This is a genomic window from Martelella sp. FOR1707 (assembly GCF_053484265.1).
Genome location: NZ_JBAKFP010000005.1, coordinates 194,994 through 216,639 on the forward strand (window position 1 = coordinate 194,994; position 21,646 = coordinate 216,639).

Sequence of the window (21,646 nt, forward strand, 5' to 3'; positions counted from 1 at the left end):
CAGCGCCTGTGAACAACGCAACAACAAGGGGGATGCATGGTGGGCGAGATCAGCCGCAGGGATTTTTTCGTAACGACGCGCGACGGGGTGAGGATCGCGATCCGGGAGGTCGTGGATGCCACGGCGCCCGATCGAGCGGTGCCGATGATCCTGATGCACGGCACCCGCATACCCGGCCTGTCGGAGTATGATCTCGATGTGCCGAACGGCTCGCTTGCCGAAGACCTCGCCAGAAGAGGGCATCGCTGCTACATCGTCGACGGCCGCGGCTTCGGCCGGTCCGAGCGCCCGCCCGAAATGGAAAAGCCGCCGGCAAAGACGAGACCGCTTTACCGCACGCTGGAACTGACGCGCGATCTCGACGCCGCCGTCGACCATCTGCGCACCGCGAGCGGTCAGGGCAGGGTCGGCATGTTCGGCTGGGGCGTCGGCGGCACCTGCGTGATGGCCTATGCGGCGCTCTTTCCCGAAAAGGTCAGCCATCTCGTGCTCTACGTCATGATGTATGGCGCGACCGGCAACCACCCGAAATTCTGCCACGGCTCGCAATGGGAGGACCCGGCGCGGCCCGGCCATTTCAACCGGCCGCATTTCGGCAATTACACCTTCAACGCCGTCGACATGCTGACCCGCGAATGGGACCGGCAGATCCCGATCGCGGACAAGACCGCCTGGCGCGATCCGGCGATCGTCAAGGCCTTCGAACAGGCGCTGATCGACGGCGACCCGACCGCGAAGGATCGCGATCCGCCGACCTATCGCAGCCCCAATGGCATGCTGGAAGACCTGTTTCTGATGGGCATCGGCCACAAGCTGGTCGATGCCAGCCAGGTCTATGCGCGCGTCATGATCGTGCGTCCGGAATTCGACACGCTGAGCCGGAAGGATGACATGGATGCGCTGGCGGCGGACCTGATCAATGCAGAGGACGTGTTGTACTGGCAGCCGGAAAACACCACGCATTACATTCTTTTCGACCGGCCGGAACGCGGGCGGGATGCGATGCTCGGCCAAATGGAAGCCTTTCTGGGACGCTGAGATATTTCGCCTGTCGAAACGCCCAGCCCGCGCGGTATGATTGCGGAACGGGGCTTGGTAGGCAGCAGGAGGAGAAGGGTGTGAAATGGCATCGGGGATGGAGGCCAGCACCCTCAACGGAGGAGGACTATCATGAACAAGAGAATTTTCGGCACGATCGTGCTTGGCATGACCGCAATGACGGCAACCGGCGCTTACGCGGCGAACTGCCCGGATGGCTTTCCGGAAAAGCCGATCCAGATGCTGGTGGGCTATGGCGCCGGCGGCGGCACGGATGCGATCGCGCGGGCGATCGCGGCCGAAATCGAGGAGAGCCAGGGCTGGACGGTCATCGTCGACAACAAGCCGGGCGCCGGCGGTGGGGTGATGTCGGCGATGCTGATGAACATGAAGCCGGACGGCTATGCGATCGGCGTCGGCGCGACCGGCACGGTGGCGCTGAACCCTTACGAGAATGACGACACGCCCTATACCTATGAAAGCTTCGACTACCTGGGCACGGCGATGCAGATCAATTACGGCCTCGTCGCCCTGGTCGACCGGCCCTACCAGAATCTCGAGGAGTTCATCGCCTATGCCAAGGAAAACAATGGCGCGACCATCGCCGTCGGCGGCAAGAGCCAGGAAATCCTTGTCGACCAGATGGCCAAGCACTATGACGTCAACCTGATCGCGGTGCCGAGCAAGGGCGCTGCCGACGCGCTGCAATCGACACTCGGCGGCCATGTCGACGCGACCACCCAGGGCACCCAGCATGTGCAGCAGATCAAGGCCGGCGCGATGAACCAGCTCGCCTCGCTCACCGATGCGCGCGTGCCCTATGCGCCGGATTCGCCCTCGCTGGTGGAGGTCGGTCTCGATGCCACGATCGAGGGGCAGACGATCTTCATGATCCCCAAGGGCGTCGACCCGGCGATCCGGACCTGCCTAGAGGAAGCGCTCGACGAGGCAGTCGATTCCGAAAGCTATGGCGAGCTGATGACGAGGCTTGAAAACGAGCCGCTCAACCTCGGGCCTCAGGGCACGACGGACAGGATCGCCAAAAACGCGAAGTTCTACAAAACCTATCTCGGCAAGTGACGCGGGAAAGGTCCGGCAGCATGCAGTTCGAACGTCTGATCGGGGGAGCCGCCATCATCTTCGGCGGTTTCCTTCTCTTCTACCTGATCCCCGATCAGGTCACCGCCAGCGCCGGGCCGATCGATCCGTCGCTGTTTCCAAGGATCGCGGCCTGGCTGTTCATCCTGCTCGGCGCGGTGCAACTCGTCATGAAGCCCCGCGAGGCGGCCGGGTTCGATGGCTACGAGTTCGCCCGTCTGGCGGGTCTCACCGTCGCGGTGCTTGTGGCGGCGCTTGCCATGCCGCGGATCGGTTTCCTGCCCTCGGCGGTGGCGCTGATGGCGGTGATCTGCGCCTTCATGTTCGAGCGGCGCTATGCCTGGCTTGCCGCGACGATTGCCGCCGTTCCGGTCGGCACATGGTTCGTCTTCGTCATCGTCATGGGCCGTCCGCTGCCCGCAATTTCATTCTGAGAGCGCCCTGATGCCAGATTTTGCAACCATTATCGGCGGGCTGACGGACGCGCTCACGCTCACCAATCTTCTCTATATCATTCTCGGCGTCGCCGTCGGCCAGATCGTCGGCGCCATTCCCGGCATGACGCTGTTAATGGCGCTCGCGATCGCCATTCCGCTCACCTACACGCTCGACACGCTGACGGCGCTGGCCTTCCTGATTTCGGTCAACAAGGGCGGCACGGTTGGCGGCGCGATCCCGGCGATCCTGATCAACACGCCGGGCACGCCGGAATCGGCGGCAACCGCGTTGGACGGCCACCCGATGGCCAAGAAAGGCCGTCCGATGAAGGCGATGAAATATTCGCTCTATTACTCGGTCTTCGGCGACATTTCGAGCGACATCGTGCTGATCACCATCTCCGCGCCGCTGGCGCTGGTGGCGCTCCGCATGGGGCCGATCGAGATTACGGCCCTGATGATCCTCGCCTTCACGGTGATCACCGGGCTTGTCGGCAATTCGATGGTGAAGGGGCTGATGGCGGCGGCGCTCGGCTTTCTGTTCGCCTCCGTCGGCATCGATCCGGGGCTGGGCACGCCGCGCTTCACCTTCGGCTCGCTCGATCTTTATGACGGCCTGCCGCTGACAGCGATGTCGATCGGGCTTCTGGCCGTCTCCGAGATCTTCCGCCAGATCGCGGCGACCACGCGGGCGACAAGCACGGCCTCGCCGATCCGGGTGCGTTCCGACGATCCGGACGACAGGGGCGTTACCCTGACGGAGTTGCTCGCCAACAAATATGTCGCGATCCGCGCCTTCGTGATCGGCACGGTGATCGGGGCGATCCCGGGGCTCGGCTCGGCGACCGCAGGATTTCTATCCTATTCGGTCACCAAGCAGGCTGCGAAGGATCCGGAAAGCTTCGGCAAGGGCGATCCGCGCGGCATCGCGGCGTCGGAGGCCGCCAATTCCGCTGTGGTCGGCGCCAATCTGATCCCGCTTCTGACGCTCGGCATTCCCGGCAATATCGCGGCCGCCCTACTGGTCAGCGCCTTCATCATTCACGGCGTCCAGCCGGGCCCGCTCCTGTTTGAGGAGCAGGGAAGGCTGATCTACGGTCTGTTCGGGGCGATGCTGATCGCCAATTTCTGCAATCTCGGGGTCGGCCAGGTCGGCATGCGGATCTGGTCGATGGCGATCGCCGCGCCCAATTCGGTGGTCTATCCGGCAGCGCTGCTTCTGTGCATCACCGGGGCCTATGTCACCGCCGGCTCGATGTTCGGTGTCTACATCATGCTCGCCTTCGGCGTGCTCGGCTATTTCATGCAGCGTTTCGGCTTTTCTGTGGTCGCCTTCATCATCGGCTATGTGCTGACGCCGGAGCTGGAGTCGAAGATGGTGCAGTCGATCCTGATCAGCCGCGGCGACCCGATGGTCGTGTTCCAGCATCCGATCGCGCTCGTGCTTCTGGCGCTCTCGGTGGTTTCGATCGTCTATCTGGGGCCGAGGAAGAGGAAAAAGAAGCCGGAACCCGAGCCGATCGAGGATTGACCGGCTGTCTCGCGGTTGCGCTCAGAGTTTTCTCAGCGCGACCGTTTCCACCAGATGGTCGCGGCCCTTGCGCAGGATCAGGTCGGCGCGCGGGCGGGTCGGCAGGATGTTTTCGATCAGGTTCTTCATGTTGATGTTGTTCCACAGATCCTCCGCCGTTGACAGCGCGTCCTCCTCGGTCAGCCGCGCATAGCGATGGAAATAGGAGGCCGGGTCGCGGAAGGCGGTCTGGCGCAGCTTCATGAAGCGTTCGACATACCAGTGATGGATGAGGTCGGTGCTGGCGTCGATATAGATCGAAAAGTCGAAGAAATCCGAGACCATCGGCACCATCCGGCCACCGGCCGGCAGGTCGCGGGCCTGCAGCACGTTGATGCCCTCGAAGATCAGGATATCGGGACGATCGACGGTGACGAAGCCGTCGGGCAGAACGTCGTAGCTCAGATGCGAATATAGCGGCGCCTTCACATTCGGCATGCCGGCCTTGATCGCCGAAAGGAAGCGCAGGATCGCGGCGGTGTCGAAGCTTTCGGGAAAGCCCTTGCGTCGCATCAGCCCTTCCATCTCCAAGACGGCATTGGGATAGAGAAAGCCGTCGGTGGTGACGAGATCGACCTTGGGGCTGGAGGGCCAGCGGGCGAGAAGCTGCTTCAACAGGCGCGCCGTGGTCGACTTGCCGACTGCGACCGGGCCGGCGATGCCGATGATGAAGGGTGTTTTCGCGTCCGCCTCGCCGAAATTGAGGAACTGGCCGCGCTGGCGGAACAGCATCTGCGAGGATTCCACGTGGCTCGACAGCAGCCGCGACAGCGACAGGTAGATGCGCCGCACCTCTTCAAGTTCGATCGGGTCGTTCAGCGAGCGGAGCTTGCGAACCTCCTCGGCGGTCAGCGTCAGCGGCGTATCGGCGCGGAAATGCGACCATTCCTCGGCGGTGAAGAAGCGATAGGGCGAGACGGTTCCCCCGGAAACATCACCCTCCGCGACCAGCGTTTCCTCGAAACCGGCGATCATGAGGGCGCGCGTCCCGCCTTCTCGGCGATGCCCGACTGGCCGGTGCGGCTTGCAAGTTCGTCCATGACGGCCGAGAGCGGAATGTCCGCGATCTTCAGAACCACGAGGAGATGGAACAGCACATCGGCGCTTTCGCCGACAAGGTTCTCGCGGTCTTCGGCGATCGCCGCGATCACGGCTTCGACGGCTTCCTCGCCGAGCTTCTTGGCGGCCTTGCGCTGGCCGCCGGCTATGAGTTTGGCGGTCCAGCTTTCCTCGGGCGAAGCCGCGGCGCGGGTTCTGACAATTGCCTCGAGATCGGCAAGCGTGAATTCTGACATGTCCTCTCCTTTGCCGTCAGTCGAGCCTGACGGCAATCCCGCTGTCAGCCATATACTGTTTCGCCTCGCCTATGGAATAGGTGCCGAAGTGAAAAATTGACGCAGCCAGAACGGCGGTGGCATGGCCATCGCGAATGCCTTCCACCAGATGATCAAGCGTGCCGACGCCGCCCGACGCGATCACCGGCACGGAAACCGCATCGGCAAGCGTGCGGGTCAGCTCGATGTCGTAGCCGGCCTTGGTGCCGTCGCGATCCATCGAGGTCAGCATGATTTCGCCCGCGCCGAGATTAACGACCTTGCGGGCGAATTTCACCGCGTCGATGCCGGTCGGCTGGCGTCCGCCATGGGTGAAGATTTCCCAGGCGCTGTCGCCTTCGCCGGCCGGCGTTTCCCGCCGCTTGGCGTCGATCGACACGACGATGCACTGATTGCCGAACTTGTCGGCGGCTTCCGCCACGAATTCCGGGTTCTTCACCGCCGCCGAGTTGATCGACACCTTGTCCGCGCCGCAAAGCAGCAGCTTGCGGATGTCGGCGACGGTCCGCACCCCGCCGCCGACGGTGAGCGGCATGAAGCAGTGCTCGGCGGTGCGGGTCACCACATCGAAGATCGTCTCGCGATTGTCGGAGGTGGCGGTGATATCAAGAAAGCAGAGCTCGTCGGCACCCGCCGCGTCATAGGCCTCGGCCGCTTCCACCGGATCGCCGGCATCGATAAGATCGACAAAATTCACCCCTTTGACGACCCGACCGTCCTTGACGTCGAGACAGGGTATGACGCGGGCTTTGAGGGTCATGGGATCAGCCTTTCAGCAGTGCCAGCGCTTCCGCCGGATCAATCCGGCCATCATAGAGCGCGCGGCCGGAGATTGCACCTTCGAGGATCTGGGCGTCGGGCTTCGTCATCCGGGCGATGTCGTCCATCGAGGCGAGCCCCCCGGAGGCGATGACGGGGATTTCGACGGCGGCTGCAAGCGCCAGCGTGGAGTCCCAGTTGATGCCGGTCAGAATGCCGTCGCGATCGATATCAGTGTAGATGATCGCGGCGACGCCGGCACCCTCGAAGCGTTTGGCAAGCTCGACAACTTCAAGTTCGGAGGCTTCCGCCCAGCCTTCGACCGCGACCTTGCCGCCGCGTGCATCGATGCCGACGGCGACCTTGCCCGGAAATGCCTTGCAGGCGGCCTTCACCAGTTCCGGGTCACGCACCGCCACGGTGCCGAGAATGACGCGGGCAAGACCCTTTGACAGCCAGTTCTCGATATGGGCGAGCGAACGGATGCCGCCGCCAAGCTGCACCGGGTTTTTCGTCGCCTTCAGGATGGCGTCAACCGCCGCGCCGTTCACGCTCTCGCCGGCGAAGGCGCCGTTCAAATCAACCACATGCAGCCACGAAAATCCCTGATCCTCGAAGGCCTTCGCCTGTGCGCCCGGATCGGGATTATAGATCGTCGCCTGCTCCATGTCGCCAAGCTTCAGGCGCACGCACTGGCCGTCTTTCAGGTCGATTGCGGGGAAAAGGATCATCTGGCTTCAGTCTTTCGAAATAGTGCGAGGCAGCCTCACGGCGCCCACGTCAGAAAATTGGCGATCAGCTTGAGGCCGAGGGTCTGGCTCTTTTCCGGGTGGAACTGGCTGCCGGCCTTGTTGCCGTCGGCGACGAAGGCGGTGACGGGGCCGCCGTAATCGGTGGTGGCGATCACTTGTTCCGGCTTCTTCGCGGCAAGGTGATAGGAGTGCACGAAATAGGCGTGGAGGCCGTTCTCGCCCGTCTCGATGCCGTTGAAGAGCGGATGCGGGGTCGTCAACGTCAGCGTATTCCAGCCGATCTGCGGGATCTTGAGGTTGGGGTCGGCGGGCGTGATCGGCACGACATCGCCGGCGATCCAGCCGAAGCCTTCGGAGGTGGTCTTCTCCAGACCGCGCTCCGACATCAGCTGCATACCGACGCAGATGCCGAGGAAGGGGCGGGCCTTCTGCTCGACCGCCTCGCGGATCGCCTCGACCATGCCGTTAACGGCTGCAAGGCCGGCGCGGCAATCGGCATAGGCGCCCACACCCGGCAGCACGATGCGGTCGGCGGATGCGACCACATCGGCCCTGTCGGTGAGCACGATCTCTGCGTTTGCGCCGCTTTCGCGGGCGGCGCGTTCGAAGGCCTTGGTGGCCGAGCGCAGGTTTCCCGAACCATAGTCGATGATCGCGACTGTCTGGGTCATGGTGTCATTTCCGGTGTTATGGCCTCAGGCCAGCATGCCCTTGGTGGAGGGAACGCGGCCTTCCTGACGGGGATCGATTTCGGCAGCCGCGCGCAAGGCCCGCGCCACCGCCTTGAAACAGGTCTCGGCGATATGGTGGCTGTTGGCGCCATAGTGATTGAGCACATGCAGCGTGATGCCGGCATTCTGGGCGAGCGCATGGAAGAACTCGCGCATCAGCTCTGTGTCGAATGTGCCGATCTTCTCGCTCGGGAAGGTGACGTTCCACACCAGGAAGGGCCGGCCGGAAAGGTCGAGCGCCGCCTTGGTCATGGTCTCGTCCATGGCGAGATCGATCGAGGCGTAGCGGGTCACGCCGGCGCGGTTGCCGAGCGCCTTGGCCAGCGCCTGGCCGATGGCGATGCCGACATCTTCCACCGTGTGATGGTCGTCGACATGGAGGTCGCCCTTGGCCTCGATCGTCATGTCTATGAGGGAATGGCGGGAGAGCTGGTCGAGCATATGGTCGAAGAAGCCGATGCCGGTCGCCATCCGCGCCTCGCCCGTGCCGTCGACATTGAGGGTCACGGAAACGGAAGTTTCCTTGGTCGAGCGCGAAATTTCCGCGCGGCGGGCTTCGGTCTGAGCGGCCATAATGCCTGATGCCTCCATCGAAACGGGATAATGGGCGTTTCTTATCAGGCAGGGTCGGGAAGCGCAAAAGAAAAGCGGGCGTGTTTCCCGCGCGCCCATTCTCGGCTAAGGGAGGAGCAATCGTCATTGAAAGCCCTTCCGATGCCCGCCGCCCAACGCCCCGCCTTGCTTTATTTCCTCGCCGCCTTCGCATCCGGCTGCGTGCTGGCGTTGATGACGCATCTGAACGCCGTCATGAGCTTTCACAGCAACGCGATGTTCGCCTCCTGGACGGCGCATGCCACCGGCACGGTGGTGTCGATCGCGCTGCTCGGGCTTCTTGGCCTCAGGAAGCGGGCGGGCGCGGCAGTGCAGAAGCCTTCGATCCCGTGGTGGGCCTATCTCGGCGGCGTGTTCGGCGCGGCGACCGTGGTATGCGCCGCACTGGCCGTCAATTCGCCGCTGGCGCTCTCCGGCGCGATCGCGATCGGGCTTGCCAGCCAGGTGCTGTTTTCACTGGCCGCGGATTATTGGGGTTTTTTCGGCCTGCCGGCGCGCCGGCTCGACCGGCGTGATGTGATTGTCGTGGCGCTGATTCTCGCCGGCGGCCTTCTGGTCATCCTTTCGGGGGCGGAGATATGATCGCGGCAATCATCTATGCAGTCGTTACCGGCATCCTGGTGATCCTCAGCCGGCAGGTCAACGGGCGCCTCAGCCTCTCCACCTCGCCGATGACGTCCTCTTTCTACAACCATCTTGTCGGCTTCGCGGTCATGAGCGCGGTACTGCTTGCGATCGGCGGCCTGTGGCCGACCTCGTTTTCCGATATTCCGCCCTATGCCTGGCTCGGCGGGCCGCTCGGGGTGATCTTCGTCGCCGCCGGCTCGTGGGTGATCCCGAAGATCGGCGCGGTCAACACGGCGGTGCTGATCATCGGCGGCCAGATGATCGCCGGCGCGGCGATGGATATGGCGGAGGGGGTGACGGCCTCGCCGGTGCTTCGGATATCCGGCCTCGCGCTCATTCTGGCCGGCATTCTTCTGGCGCAGGCCCGTCCGAGAGCCTGAGCGGATTGCAAATATGGCATGGCTGCCTACATAGGGAGCCGGAAAGGCCCGTCGCGACGGGCCGCAATTGAGGTTTTTTGATCATGAGCGAACACAATCCCTTCGGCACCATGCATGCGACGACGATCATCACCGTGCGCAAGGACGGCAAGGTGGTGATGGCCGGCGACGGCCAGGTCTCGCTCGGCCAGACGGTGATGAAGGGCAATGCCCGCAAGGTGCGCCGCATCGGCAAGAACGGCAATGTCATCGCCGGTTTCGCCGGCGCCACCGCCGATGCCTTCACGCTGCTGGAACGGCTGGAGCGCAAGCTCGAGCAATATCCCGACCAGCTGATGCGCGCCTGCGTGGAACTTGCCAAGGACTGGCGCACCGACAAGTACCTGCGCAATCTTGAAGCGATGATGCTGGTCGCCGACAAGGACATTACCCTTGCCGTCACCGGCAATGGCGATGTTCTGGAGCCCGAGCAGGGCGTCATGGCGATCGGCTCCGGCGGCAATTACGCGCTGTCCGCAGCCCTTGCGCTGATGGATACCGATAAGCCCGCCGAGGATGTCGCCCGCCGGGCCATGGAAATTGCCTCGCAGATCTGTGTCTACACCAATGGCAACATCATCGTGGAAACGCTGGATGCCGCATAGTGACGGCGTCATAGGCTTCCGCCCGCTTGCCGAGGATGATCTCGACCTGATGGCCCGCTGGCTCGCCGCGCCGCATGTCGCCGCGTGGTGGCATCGCGCGGAAAAACAGGTCGAGCAGATGCGCTCCCATATCGAAGATCCGACGGTGTCGCCCTTCGTGGTGCTGCTGGATGACGTGCCGTTTGGTTATATCCAGCTCTGCGATCTTGATCATGAGCGCGATAACGAGCCGGCGCTTGAGGGCCAGCCCAAGGGCACGTTCGGCGTCGACCAGTTCATCGGCCCGGCGGAGATGATCGGCAAGGGCCTCGGCACACGGCTGGTTGCCGCCATGGCGGAGCGGGCCTTGAATGACGGCGCGAAGCGCGTGCTCGTCGATCCGCATCCCGATAACGCGGCGGCGATCCGCGCCTACGAGAAGGCCGGCTTTGTCCGGCTTGGAACTTTCAGCATGACAGGCGGTCCGGCGCTGCTGATGGCCCGCGACCCTTGAGGAGCAGTGACAGATGACCAATTTTTCCCCCCGCGAGATCGTTTCCGAGCTCGACCGCCACATCATCGGCCAGCACGACGCCAAGCGCGCCGTCGCGATCGCGCTTCGCAACCGCTGGCGCCGCCAGCAGCTTCCCGATGACCTGCGCGACGAGGTGATGCCGAAGAATATCCTGATGATCGGCCCGACCGGCGTCGGCAAGACCGAGATCTCGCGCCGGCTTGCCAAACTCGCCGGCGCGCCCTTCATCAAGATCGAGGCCACCAAGTTCACCGAGGTCGGTTATGTCGGCCGCGATGTGGAGCAGATCATCCGCGATCTCGTGGAGATCGGCCTCGTGCTGGTGCGCGAGAAGAAGCGCCAGGAGGTGCAGGCCAAGGCCCACGCCAATGCCGAGGAGCGCGTGCTTGACGCACTGGTCGGGAAGACCGCCTCGCCCGCCACCCGCGATAGTTTCCGTAAAAAACTGCGCGCCGGCGAACTTGATGACAAGGAAATCGACATCGAGATCAACGATACCGGTTCCGGCATGGGAGGCTTCGAGATCCCGGGCATGCCCGGCGCCAATATCGGCGTGCTCAACCTTTCCGAAATGTTCGGCAAGCAGCAGAAGACCAAGAAGGTCCGCACCACGGTCAAGGCTTCCCATGACGACTTGGTTCGCGATGAAAGCGACAAGCTGCTCGATGACGAGGTGATCCAGCGTGAGGCCGTTCGCCTCGTGCAGGAAGACGGCATCGTGTTCCTGGATGAGATCGACAAGATCGCCGCCGGCGATGGCCGCATGGGTGCCGGCGTCTCCCGCGAAGGCGTGCAGCGCGACCTGCTGCCGCTGGTGGAAGGCACCACGGTTGCCACCAAGTATGGTCCGATCAAGACCGACCATATCCTGTTCATCGCGTCCGGCGCCTTCCACGTCTCCAAGCCGTCGGACCTTCTGCCGGAGCTGCAGGGCCGCCTGCCCATCCGCGTCGAATTGCAGGCGCTGACCAAGGAAGATTTCCGCCGCATCCTGACGGAAACCGAGGCCAGCCTGATCCGCCAGTACAAGGCGCTGATGGGAACCGAGGAAGTCTCGCTCGACTTCACCGAGGATGCGATCGATTCGCTCGCTGATGTTGCGGTGCATCTCAACGCCACCGTCGAAAATATCGGCGCACGCCGGCTGCAGACGGTGATGGAACGGGTGCTGGACGAAATCTCCTTCACCGCCCCCGACCAGTCCGGACAGGCGTTGACCATCGACAGCGACTATGTCCGCAAGCATGTCGGCGACATGGCCCAGGACACCGACCTGTCGCGGTATATTCTGTAGCGGCATTTCCGCAGTTCGTTCTTGCAGAAGGAGGGCGGAACGCATGTTTCCGGCCTCCTTTTGTTGGCGGCGTCCTCGAAATATACGTTCGTCATGCCGGGCTTGACCCGGCATCCAGGGCCAGCTTTCGAGGTCTATCAACGGTAGCCCTTTGCACGTGCGGCGTTCCGTAGCCCTGGACCCCGGATCAAGTCCGGGGTGACGGACAGAGTTGCAGGCAGGCTCAGAGGGTCTGCATCATGGCCGTATGCAGGCCGAGACCGGAACGCGTGTTCCGGCCTTGCTATTCCGCCTTCTGGGCCACAAGGAAAGCCGCCTTGTTCTTGCCGGGGCACCATCGGTGGGCGATTACAAAACCGGCTGCTTCCATTTCCGCGACGAGCTCATCTTCGGTGAACATGCCGACATGGGGCGCCTTGCCGACCATCTGCATGACCGGGATCGCCGCCCTGATATAGAATGAAAAATCGCCGAGACAGGCGGTTGAGGAAATGAAGACGCCGCCGGGCTTCAGCATCGCGTGGACCTTGGCGATGACGCTCTTGCGGTCTTCCAGAAGATGCAGGATCGAATGCGCCATGACCGCATCGTAGCGACCGGCGCTGCCCGCAAGCGCATCGATATCGCCCTGCTGGAAGCGGACATTGCTGATCCCCTGATCTTCCGCCTTCTTGCGGGCGATCGCGATCATGGCGTCGGAAATGTCGAAGGCGTCGATCTCGGCCACGGCCGGGGCGTGGTAAAGCGCGGTCGTGCCGGTGCCGCAGCCGAATTCGAGCACCCGCATATCCGGTCCCAGATAGTCGCGCGTGACGTTGAGTTTGGTCCGGTAGGACGCCTCGTCGGCGATCGGATCCTTCGCATATTTTGCCGCTATCTTGTCCCAGAAGCGTTTGGTTTTCGTCTTGGAAACCGGCATCGCACTATCCCCGCTGCTCTCGCACTGTCTGATGAAGCCGGGCCGCTTCTACTCGGTTTCAGCCTATGCGGGAATTGCCTAAATTCCTAGAACTGCTATACGGATTTCGATGAAATGGAATGCAGTGTCCTATGACTGGAACCAGGTGCGCGCCTTTCTCGCCACGGCCGAGGAAGGCTCGCTTTCGGCCGCGGCGCGGGCCCTGAAGCTGACCCAGCCGACGCTGAGCCGCCAGGTGGCGGGTCTGGAGGAAAGCCTCGGTGTCATCCTGTTCGAACGCGGCACCCGGTCGATGACGCTCACGGCGGCGGGCCTTCAGCTTCTTGCCGAGGCGCGTGCCATGACGGGCGCCGCCAACAGGATTTCGCTCGTCGCGTCCGGTCATTCCCAGGCGGTCGAGGGCCTGGTGCGGATCGCCGCCACCGATGCGATGGCGACCTATCATCTGCCCGCGATCGTGGAGGCCGTGCGGCGCGAGGCGCCCGGCATCGCGCTCGAAATCAGGACATCGAACCATCTGAGCGACCTCATCCGCCGCGAGGCCGATATCGCCATACGCCACGCCCGGCCGACCGAGGCGGAGCTGATCGCCCGCCATGTCGGCGTTTCCTTCGCAGTCATGTATGCCTCGAGCGCCTATCTCGACCGGCTGGGGCGGCCGGTCACCATCGAGAAGCTGCAGACCGCCGATTTCATCGGTTTCGAATATCGCGAGCAGCTGCTGCCGATCTATGCCGAGGCCGGGATCGAGCTCACGGCCAACAATTTTCCGGTGATCACCGAGAGCGGAACGCTGGTGATGGAGCTGATGCGCGCGGGGCTCGGCATCGGCCTGATGATGCGGGAGGATGCCGGGCTGTTTGCCGAGCTGGAAGAGGTTTTTCCGGCCTTCCGGCCGATCACGGTGCCGATCTGGCTGGTCACCCACCGCGAACTGCATTCGAGCCGGCGCATCCGGGTGGTCTTCGATATCATCGCCGACCGTCTTGGCGCGCTTTCGGCTGAGGCCGACCGGTAGCGCCGGGCGGATTTCTCCGCGGGAATTGATTTCGCTTCGGCCGCTGCTTACGATGAGGCCACTCTCATTGTTGTGTCGCGCGTGGCGACGCCACCTTTCAAACATCCGAAAAGACATCCCGGAGGAACATCATGGAATATCGCCAGCTCGGCCGTTCGGGCCTCAAAATCTCGACCATCACCATGGGCACCATGACCTTCGGCGGCGTTGGCTGGGCCAAGACCGTGGGCGATCTTGGCGCTGATGACGCAAGACGTCTCGTCGATATCTGCATCGATGCCGGGGTCAACCTGATGGATACGGCCGACGCCTATTCGCAAGGCGTGTGCGAGGAAATCATCGGCGAGATCATGGACAAGCCGCGCCGCGACAAGATGATGATCGCGACCAAGGCGCGCTTTGCCATGGGCGACGGACCGAACAATGCCGGCCTGTCCCGCCACCACCTGATCGCCGCCTGCGAGGCCAGCCTGAAGCGCCTGAAGACCGATGTCATCGACCTCTACCAGGTTCACGAATGGGACGGGATGACGCCGCTGGAGGAGACCATGGAGGCGCTCGATACGCTGGTGCGCCATGGCAAGGTCCGCTATGTCGGCTGCTCGAATTTCTCCGGCTGGCATATCATGAAGGCGCTGGGCATTGCCGAGCGCGAGCACCGTCAGCGCTTCGTCAGCCAGCAGATTCACTACACGCTCGAAAGCCGCGATGCCGAAAACGAGCTGGTGCCGATCAGCGTGGATCAGGGGCTCGGCATCCTGGTCTGGAGCCCGATCGCCGGCGGGCTTCTCTCCGGCAAGCATCGTCGCAACCAGAAGGCGCCGGAGGGTACCCGCCAGTTCGCCGGCTGGACCGAGCCGCCGATCCGCGACGAGGAGCGGCTGTGGACCATCATCGATACGCTGGTGGAAATCGCCGATGCCCGCGATGTTTCGGCGGCCCAGGTGGCGCTTGCCTGGACGCTCGGCCGCAAGGGCGTGACCTCGGTGATCATCGGCGGACGCACGGAAGATCAGTTCCGCGATAACCTCGCCTCCGCCGAGCTGAAACTCACCGATGACGAGCGCAGCCGCCTCGATGCCGTCAGCCAGCCCTGGCTGCAATACCCCTACTGGCACCAGCGCAATTCGGCCAGCGAACGTCTCGGCGAGGCCGATCTGGCGCTGATCGGGCCCTATCTCGAAGGGAAGTGAGGCGGGACGCTCAGCGTTTTCAGAGCGCTCTTGATCGCGACATCATGTTGTTCGGCCTTCTTGAAAAGAAGGTCGACGAGGTCGGATAACACCGGACTGAAAAGCGGGGGCCTCCGAGACGAAAAAACGCAAACAAAAAAGCCCCGGCACACCGCCGGGGCTTTTTGATTTCCTCCGTCCTACGCCAATCAGGCGTGGGTGGCGGTCGGTTTTTTGTGTTCGCTCTTGTGGGCGACCAGCATGAAATAGATGAACACGAACGGGATCGCGGACCAGTAGGCCGCGGACTTGTCGAGGCCCATATTGCGGGCGCGGAACGCGGTGAACCGGCCGAAGGCAAGGCCCGGCACCACGGCGTAGATCGAAAGACCCAGGAAATAGGCGGTCGACAGCGCGATGCCCGAACTGGTCACGGTTTCCATCGGGAAGGCGAATTCCAGCAGGAACGAGATCACGATATTGATGACGAAGATGAAGCAGGCGCGCAGGATATAGTCGAGGCGGTTATATTCGCGCGCTTCATTGGTCCAGTAGACGCCGAGCAGAACGCCCACGGCGCTGGTCACATAGGGAAAGAAAAATAGGCCGGTCATAGTCGTTTCCTCCTCGAAACGGTCATGCGCAATTTGTCACATGTGTCGTATTGTCGCATGAAAGTTTCCAGTACCGCAACTGCGAAAAGTGATTGTTGGAGAATCAACGGGCGGACTGCCCCGCTGGTTCCACCCAGTCGCATCGCGACCGGCAGGGTGAAATTTTCGACTGGAGGGATCGGGCCCGACGTGACAATCTGCCGCGCGGCGGAAGCCGCCGCCTTGCGACGTGGCAATTTTCACGCAATGCGCGCGAAAAAATCGGGGGTATAGGTGACGCGTTAACGCCCTTGTGCCAAAATGCCACAGCACGAAAGCGGTTTATTTTTGACGAAATTGGGTTACTAGCTGCCGCATGTGCGCCCGGTCCTGAAGGACGGGCGGTCTCAACGGGAATGTCTGTGCCGCACCGGTGTCGCGGGGACCAGGGGCCGGCAGGCTGCAGACACGTCATCGAAAACAAGGCCCGCGTTTTTCCGCGAAACCCGGGCGTTTGGCAGAGAATGAAACGATTGTGAACCTTTCCAAGCTAATAAAACCGGCATTGCTGCTGCCGCTTGTGCTCGCTCTTTCGGGCTGTCAGCTGATCCTTCTCGACCCCGCAGGCTGGGTCGCCAATGAAGAGCGCGACCTGCTGATCGCCTCCACCGTGCTGATGATGGTCATCATCGTGCCGGTGCTGGTCATGGCGGTCTACATTCCGTGGCGTTATCGCGATTCGCGCAAGGCCACCGATGATTACGATCCGGAATTCGAGCATTCCAACCTGTTCGAGGCCTTCATCTGGGGCGTTCCGGTGATGATCATCATCGCGCTCGGGGCGCTGACCTGGGTCTATACCCACCGTCTCGACCCCTACAAGCCGCTCGACCATATCGCCGGCGAACCGCTGGAGATCGAGGCGGTCTCGCTCGACTGGAAGTGGCTGTTCATCTATCCGGAAGAAAACATCGCCGTGGTCAACCAGCTCGTGCTGCCGACCGACAGGGCGGTGAACCTGCGGCTGACCTCGTCATCGGTGATGAACACATTTTCGGTCCCCGCGCTCGCCGGCATGATCTACACCATGGCCGGCATGGAAACGAAGCTGCATCTGGTGGCCGATGACGCCGGCAAATATTACGGCCGCTCGGCCAACTATTCCGGTCCCGGCTATGCCCATATGGATTTCGAGACCTTCGCCGTATCCGAAGACGAGTTCGACAACTGGCTAAGCACGGTCAAGACCTCCGGTTCCGAACTTACGGTCGACGCCTACCAGACGCTGGCGAAGCCGACAGTTGCCGACAGCGTGTCCTATTACAACGGCGTCGCCGACAACCTGTTCGACAAGATCGTCGGCCTGTGCGTCGAACCGGGCAAGGTCTGCATCGGCGACATGATGATGCAGGACATGATGGGCGGCGGCGGACTGAAGGGGATCGAAACCAAGGATTCCTATGTCTATGACGAGTTCGCGCCCGGTGAGGGCTTCGACCAGCACGCCTTCGAGGAAACGCTCCACGCCAATCCGGACGAGCCGACCAAGGGCCCGGTCAACGTCAAGAACCCTGACCAGACGGTCACAAACCTGGCCGGCGGCGACAATGCGCCGAACGCATCCGAATCCGCGAGGCAGTAATGAGATCTGATTTCTGGAACTTCATTTTCGGCAAGCTCACCTGGGCCGACATTCCCTATAATGTCCTGATCCTGGATGTGACCTTCGCCGCCGTGGTGATTGCCTTTCTGACGGTGTTCGGCCTGATCACCTACCATCGCAAATGGGGCTATCTGTGGAGCGAGTGGTTCACCTCGGTCGACCACAAGAAGATCGGCGTGATGTATATCGTGCTGGCGCTGGTCATGCTGTTCCGCGGCTTCACCGACGCCTTCATGATGCGCACCCAGCAGGCGATCGCCGCCGGCGGGGCGCAGGGCTATCTGCCGCCGCACCATTTCGACCAGATCTTCACCGCCCACGGCACGGTCATGATCTTCTTCTTCGCCATGGCCTTCCTGGTCGGCGTGATGAATATCGCGATGCCGCTGCAGATCGGCGCGCGCGACGTGGCCTTTCCCTGGCTGAACAACTTCTCGTTCTGGATGACCGTCTCGGGCGCCATCCTGCTCAACGTCTCGCTGTTCATCGGTCTTCTGGGCCGCACCGGCTGGCTCGCCATGCCGCCGCTTTCGGGGATCGCATACTCGCCCGATGTGGGGGTCGACTATTACATATGGTCGCTACAGATAGCGGGGATAGGAACGACGCTATCGGGTGTCAACATGGTCGCGACCATCCTGAAGATGCGCGCGCCCGGCATGACGATGATGCGCATGCCGGTGTTCGCCTGGACCACGCTTGCCGCCAACGTGCTGATCGTCGCCGCCTTCCCGGTGCTGACGGCAACACTCGCCATGCTGGCGCTTGACCGCTATCTCGGCATGCACTTCTTCACCAACGACATGGGCGGCAACCCCATGATGTATGTGAACCTGATCTGGATCTGGGGCCACCCGGAAGTCTATATCCTGATCCTGCCCTGTTTCGGCATCTTCTCCGAAGTGGTAGCTACCTTCTCGGGCAAGCCGCTGTTTGGCTACCGCACCATGGTCTATGCCACGGCCTGCATTCTGGTGCTGTCCTTCGTCGTCTGGCTGCACCACTTCTTCACCATGGGCTCCGGGGCGAATGTGAACACCTTCTTCGGCATTTCGACGATGATCATCGCGGTGCCGACGGGAGCGAAGATCTTCAACTGGCTGTTCACCATGTATCGCGGTCGCATCCGGTTCGAGACCCCGATGTACTGGACGGTGGGCTTCCTGATCACCTTCACCATCGGCGGCATGACCGGCGTCATGCTGGCGGTTCCGCCGGCCGACTTCCAGCTCCACAACTCGCTGTTCCTGATCGCCCACTTCCACAATGTCATCATCGGCGGCGTGGTCTTCGGGCTGATGGCGGGTTACCAGTACTGGTGGCCGAAAGTGTTCGGCTTCAAGCTGGACGACAAATGGGGCCGCCGCTCGTTCTGGTTCTGGTGCATCGGCTTCTACGTCGCCTTCATGCCGCTTTATGTGCTCGGCCTGATGGGCGTCACCCGCCGTCTGCAGAGCTACACCGATGCCGGCTGGCAGATCTATTTCATCATCGCCTGCATCGGCATGCTGCTGATCGGCTGCGGCATCGCCTCCACCGTGATCCAGCTCGTCGTTTCCATCAAGAACCGCGACGCGCGGAAATGCGGTCCCGATCCGTGGAACGGCCGCACGCTGGAATGGGCGACCACTTCTCCGGTCGCGCCCTACAACTTCCCTGCCGATTTCGTCGTGACCGGCCGTGATGCCTGGTGGCGGATGAAGAAGGAAGGCTTCCAGTGGCCGACCGAATACAAGCCGATCCACATGCCGAAGAACACTTGGGCCGGCATCGTGCCCGCCTTCTTCTGCCTGGCGCTCGGCTTCGGCCTGGTGTGGCACATGTGGTGGCTGGTGGTGCTGAGCTTCGTGCTCGCTGTCGGCTCGATCATCTACCATACCTTCGATTTCGACCGTGATTACTACATTCCGGCCGAACAGGTCGCCCGCGACCAGGAAAAGGCCAAGGAGGCACTTGTATGACGACGATCGCTGATACGGGCGCCGATACGAGCGCGCATCACGACGACCACGCCCATCACGATAGTCCGACGCAGCTTGGCTTCTGGGTCTACCTGATGAGCGACTGCCTGATCTTCGGCACGTTGTTCGCGACCTATGCCGTGCTCGGCCGCTCCTATGCGGGCGGTCCGGCGCCGAACGATCTGTTCCATTTGTGGTTCGCGCTGGTGGAAACGGCGCTGCTGCTGTTCTCCTCGGTCACCTTCGGCATGGGCATGCTGCGCATGGACAAGGGCGACAAGGCCGGCGTGATGAAGTGGCTGATCGTCGCAGGCCTGTTTGCCGTCGGCTTTCTGGCGATGGAAGTCTACGAGTTCCACGACCTGATTTCCGAAGGCGCCACGCCGGACCGTTCGGCCTTCCTGTCGGCCTATTTCACGCTGGTCGGCACCCACGGCCTGCACGTGACCTTCGGCACGATCTGGCTGATCGTCCTGCTTTTCCAGGTTTCGAAGCGTGGCTTGAACGAGCCGATGCGCCGCCGGGTCTCGACGCTGTCGATGTTCTGGCACTTCCTCGACCTGATCTGGATCGGCGTCTTCTCGCTGGTCTATCTTACTGGAGCGATCCTATGAGCAGCGCTGAACACACTTCCCACGGCCATGGCAGCTTCAAGGGGCTGATGACCGGCTTCGTGCTGGCGGCGGTGCTGACCATCATCCCCTTCGGGCTGGTGATGGCGGACGCAATCTCCAGCAAGGCCTTCCTGCTGACGGTGGTGATGATCTGCGCCGCGGCCCAGATCCTGGTGCATCTGCGCTATTTCCTGCTGCTCAGCACCAATCAGGAACAGGGCTGGACCATGGCGTCCTCGCTTCTGGCGCTGATCCTGCTCCTGATCGTGCTGGCGGGCTCGCTCTGGGTCATGCACAACATGAACAAATACATGATGCCGCTGCCGGAAAGCGGGTTCACCTATCTCGACGACGGCACCATCGTTTGCGCCACGCCCGAGATTGCCCAGCAATTGCGCGACGCCGGCGTCACCGGCAATATCATCGTGCAGGGCCAGCAGTAACGCTTTGTCCGCCCCGCAGCCAGGCTGCGGGGCGGTTCCGTTTTTATCCGGCGAACGCCGTTTCGCCACGTTCCGGCGTCATTCCAATCCGAGGCGCCTTCTAGGGCGATGGCCTTGATTGCGCCGGAGGTGACGCGCCGTCGTCCTGCGTGCTTTACAAAGCATTGTAAGACACCGGCCCGAAAGGTCCTTGCCGCAATGGCCGCCATGTCCCGCAAGAAATTTCTGATTATCACCGCGATCGCCGCAATCCTGTTTGCCGGCTTCACCGCGCTCGGCATCTGGCAGGTCTATCGCCTGCAATGGAAGCGCGATCTCATCGCCGCCGTCGATGCCCGCGTTGAGGCGCCGGCGGCGCCCGCGCCGGGGGCGGACGAGACTGTCACGCGCGAAGACGACGCCTATCGCCATGTCAGCGTCACCGGGCGCTATATCGAGGCGGCGCAGACGCTGATCTACTATCCGACCCAGCTCGGCGCCGGCTATTTCGTAATGACGCCGCTTCTACGCGATGACGGCAGCTATGTGCTGATCAACCGCGGCTTCGTGCCGGAGGGCAGGCAGGACAATCCCGCCAATTATCGCGCGCCTGAAGGCGAGGTCACCGTCGATGGGCTTTTGCGCATGTCGGAGAGCAAAGGCTGGCTGTTTTCACGCTCCAACGATCCGGCCGATGGCAAATGGTATCGCCGCGACGTCGCCTCGATCATGGGGACCAGAGGTCTTGTGCCGTTCGCCCCCTATTTCGTCGACGCCGAAGCCAGCGGCCCCGCGGGCAAGCTGCCGATCGGCGGCCTGACCGTGGTCTCGTTCCGCAATGCACATCTGAGCTATGCGCTGACATGGTTTGCGATGGCGCTCGGCACGCTCGGGCTTTATGTCTTCGTGCTGCGCTATGAGCGGCGGCCATCGTCCCCCGACGACGAATAGGGCTGGCTTCTCAAAGGCTTGTCCCTTGAGCGCTTTGTTGCCGGCCTGAAGTTTCGTTCATCCCCTGCTTTTTGTCCCCCCTGTGGAAAGCGCGAAAGAAATCCCGCGTGCATGACGGTTCAACTTTCGGTTGGTAGCCGTTGCCGGTGGCGAGGGGCCATCTTCACGGCCATCGGCAATTTCCCAAGACCGATTCGCCGGGCCGGCACATGCTGCATCAGCACTGTTCGCCCGTTCCGGCCTGTATTTTTTCCCTGTCACAATGCGTTAACCCTGAATGTGGAAAACAGGTCCACGAAACACTATATATGGTTGGTTCGGGCATTCCAGTTCGCAGATATTGTGTTATGGTGAGTCTATCGAATCAATGCTGACACGTCAGCGGCGTCCGGTTCTCAGGTTTTTTGAGTCTCCATAGGCATATGTCGGATTGGTGTTCCTCGTGGACAGCGCGATTTCTGCCGGCTTCTGGAGAGCCGAAATGCCAGTCCGGTCAATGTGTTCGAGATGTCTGTTGAGAAATGGTGGCGGCGGCCGTTTGCA

Annotated in this window: 24 protein-coding genes; 16 read left to right on the forward strand and 8 right to left on the reverse strand. The window is 62.3% G+C overall.

Translation table 11 applies throughout. The annotated features are described in order from the left end of the window. Positions 1-36 precede the first annotated feature (36 nt). The 4 genes from V6765_RS15165 (at position 37) to V6765_RS15180 (ending at position 4,104) form a co-directional block, all read left to right on the forward strand. A complete protein-coding gene (locus V6765_RS15165; RefSeq protein ID WP_448430213.1) occupies positions 37-1,038 on the forward strand; it encodes an alpha/beta hydrolase in 1,002 nt (333 codons plus the stop codon). A 132-nt stretch (positions 1,039-1,170) separates the two neighbouring features. Continuing rightward, on the forward strand, positions 1,171-2,118 hold the full coding sequence (locus V6765_RS15170) for a tripartite tricarboxylate transporter substrate binding protein (protein WP_448430215.1): 948 nt from the start codon (positions 1,171-1,173) through the stop codon (positions 2,116-2,118). Positions 2,119-2,138: 20 nt separating this feature from the next. Next, positions 2,139-2,570 (forward strand): tripartite tricarboxylate transporter TctB family protein, encoded by a 432-nt coding sequence (locus tag V6765_RS15175; RefSeq protein ID WP_448430217.1) that lies wholly within the window; start codon positions 2,139-2,141, stop codon positions 2,568-2,570. A gap of 10 nt (positions 2,571-2,580) precedes the next feature. Continuing rightward, positions 2,581-4,104 (forward strand): tripartite tricarboxylate transporter permease, encoded by a 1,524-nt coding sequence (locus V6765_RS15180; protein ID WP_448430219.1) that lies wholly within the window; start codon positions 2,581-2,583, stop codon positions 4,102-4,104. A 21-nt stretch (positions 4,105-4,125) separates the two neighbouring features. Here V6765_RS15180 and coaA read toward each other — a convergent pair whose 3' ends face one another. From coaA to hisB, 6 genes are read right to left on the reverse strand one after another with little or no spacing between them, the layout of a single operon-like run. Next, a complete protein-coding gene (gene coaA, locus V6765_RS15185) occupies positions 4,126-5,118 on the reverse strand; it encodes a type I pantothenate kinase (protein WP_448430221.1) in 993 nt (330 codons plus the stop codon). Then, positions 5,115-5,438, reverse strand: a complete 324-nt coding sequence (locus V6765_RS15190; RefSeq protein WP_448430223.1) for a phosphoribosyl-ATP diphosphatase — start codon at positions 5,436-5,438, stop codon at positions 5,115-5,117. Before V6765_RS15190 ends, coaA begins: the two co-directional genes overlap by 4 nt. Positions 5,439-5,454: 16 nt before the next feature. Further along, the gene (gene hisF, locus V6765_RS15195) at positions 5,455-6,237 is read right to left on the reverse strand and encodes an imidazole glycerol phosphate synthase subunit HisF (RefSeq protein WP_448430225.1); all 783 of its coding nucleotides are present in this window, start codon (positions 6,235-6,237) and stop codon (positions 5,455-5,457) included. Between the two features lie 4 nt (positions 6,238-6,241). Next, positions 6,242-6,967 (reverse strand): 1-(5-phosphoribosyl)-5-[(5-phosphoribosylamino)methylideneamino]imidazole-4-carboxamide isomerase, encoded by a 726-nt coding sequence (hisA, locus tag V6765_RS15200; protein WP_448430227.1) that lies wholly within the window; start codon positions 6,965-6,967, stop codon positions 6,242-6,244. 35 nt (positions 6,968-7,002) lie between these two features. Beyond that, positions 7,003-7,659 (reverse strand): imidazole glycerol phosphate synthase subunit HisH, encoded by a 657-nt coding sequence (gene hisH, locus V6765_RS15205; RefSeq protein WP_448430229.1) that lies wholly within the window; start codon positions 7,657-7,659, stop codon positions 7,003-7,005. 24 nt (positions 7,660-7,683) lie between these two features. Then, on the reverse strand, positions 7,684-8,292 hold the full coding sequence (hisB, locus tag V6765_RS15210; protein ID WP_448430231.1) for an imidazoleglycerol-phosphate dehydratase HisB: 609 nt from the start codon (positions 8,290-8,292) through the stop codon (positions 7,684-7,686). 141 nt (positions 8,293-8,433) lie between these two features. Here hisB and V6765_RS15215 point away from each other — a divergent pair, with 141 nt between their 5' ends. The 5 genes from V6765_RS15215 to hslU all read left to right on the forward strand — a co-directional run bounded on the left by V6765_RS15215 (position 8,434) and on the right by hslU (position 11,790). Further along, positions 8,434-8,913: a DMT family transporter gene (locus V6765_RS15215; RefSeq protein ID WP_448430918.1), complete on the forward strand. Its 480-nt coding sequence runs from the start codon at positions 8,434-8,436 to the stop codon at positions 8,911-8,913. Then, positions 8,910-9,338, forward strand: a complete 429-nt coding sequence (locus V6765_RS15220; RefSeq protein WP_448430233.1) for a DMT family transporter — start codon at positions 8,910-8,912, stop codon at positions 9,336-9,338. The genes V6765_RS15215 and V6765_RS15220 overlap by 4 nt, the downstream gene beginning before the upstream one ends. Positions 9,339-9,421: 83 nt before the next feature. Then, entirely contained in the window at positions 9,422-9,982 is a 561-nt protein-coding gene (gene hslV, locus V6765_RS15225) for an ATP-dependent protease subunit HslV (protein ID WP_448430235.1), read from the forward strand. Next, complete coding sequence (locus tag V6765_RS15230; RefSeq protein WP_448430237.1) at positions 9,972-10,475, forward strand: GNAT family N-acetyltransferase; 504 nt, start codon at positions 9,972-9,974, stop codon at positions 10,473-10,475. Before hslV ends, V6765_RS15230 begins: the two co-directional genes overlap by 11 nt. A 13-nt stretch (positions 10,476-10,488) precedes the next feature. Then, a complete protein-coding gene (gene hslU, locus V6765_RS15235) occupies positions 10,489-11,790 on the forward strand; it encodes an ATP-dependent protease ATPase subunit HslU (protein ID WP_230722026.1) in 1,302 nt (433 codons plus the stop codon). Between the two features lie 283 nt (positions 11,791-12,073). On the opposite strand, the gene V6765_RS15240 is transcribed toward hslU, so the two are convergent. Beyond that, positions 12,074-12,709: a class I SAM-dependent methyltransferase gene (locus V6765_RS15240; protein WP_448430239.1), complete on the reverse strand. Its 636-nt coding sequence runs from the start codon at positions 12,707-12,709 to the stop codon at positions 12,074-12,076. 109 nt (positions 12,710-12,818) lie between these two features. Between V6765_RS15240 and V6765_RS15245 the strand changes: the two genes are divergently transcribed. Together V6765_RS15245 and V6765_RS15250 are read left to right on the forward strand one after the other, a co-directional pair. Next, positions 12,819-13,727: a LysR family transcriptional regulator gene (locus tag V6765_RS15245; protein ID WP_448430241.1), complete on the forward strand. Its 909-nt coding sequence runs from the start codon at positions 12,819-12,821 to the stop codon at positions 13,725-13,727. A gap of 131 nt (positions 13,728-13,858) precedes the next feature. Then, positions 13,859-14,920 carry an aldo/keto reductase gene (locus V6765_RS15250; protein WP_448430243.1) on the forward strand — a complete coding sequence of 354 codons (1,062 nt, stop codon included), beginning with the start codon at positions 13,859-13,861 and terminating at the stop codon, positions 14,918-14,920. Between the two features lie 188 nt (positions 14,921-15,108). On the opposite strand, the gene V6765_RS15255 is transcribed toward V6765_RS15250, so the two are convergent. After that, entirely contained in the window at positions 15,109-15,513 is a 405-nt protein-coding gene (locus V6765_RS15255) for a hypothetical protein (RefSeq protein WP_448430245.1), read from the reverse strand. Between the two features lie 514 nt (positions 15,514-16,027). Here V6765_RS15255 and cyoA point away from each other — a divergent pair. The 5 genes from cyoA to V6765_RS15280 all read left to right on the forward strand — a co-directional run bounded on the left by cyoA (position 16,028) and on the right by V6765_RS15280 (position 21,103). Beyond that, entirely contained in the window at positions 16,028-17,134 is a 1,107-nt protein-coding gene (gene cyoA / locus V6765_RS15260; protein ID WP_448430247.1) for a ubiquinol oxidase subunit II, read from the forward strand. Further along, complete coding sequence (cyoB, locus tag V6765_RS15265) at positions 17,134-19,116, forward strand: cytochrome o ubiquinol oxidase subunit I (RefSeq protein WP_448430249.1); 1,983 nt, start codon at positions 17,134-17,136, stop codon at positions 19,114-19,116. Before cyoA ends, cyoB begins: the two co-directional genes overlap by 1 nt. Next, positions 19,113-19,730 (forward strand): cytochrome o ubiquinol oxidase subunit III, encoded by a 618-nt coding sequence (gene cyoC / locus V6765_RS15270; protein ID WP_448430251.1) that lies wholly within the window; start codon positions 19,113-19,115, stop codon positions 19,728-19,730. Before cyoB ends, cyoC begins: the two co-directional genes overlap by 4 nt. Then, the gene (cyoD, locus tag V6765_RS15275; protein WP_230722034.1) at positions 19,727-20,173 is read left to right on the forward strand and encodes a cytochrome o ubiquinol oxidase subunit IV; all 447 of its coding nucleotides are present in this window, start codon (positions 19,727-19,729) and stop codon (positions 20,171-20,173) included. The genes cyoC and cyoD overlap by 4 nt, the downstream gene beginning before the upstream one ends. Before the next feature lie 207 nt (positions 20,174-20,380). Next, a complete protein-coding gene (locus V6765_RS15280) occupies positions 20,381-21,103 on the forward strand; it encodes an SURF1 family protein (RefSeq protein WP_448430253.1) in 723 nt (240 codons plus the stop codon). The last annotated feature ends 543 nt before the right edge of the window (positions 21,104-21,646 follow it).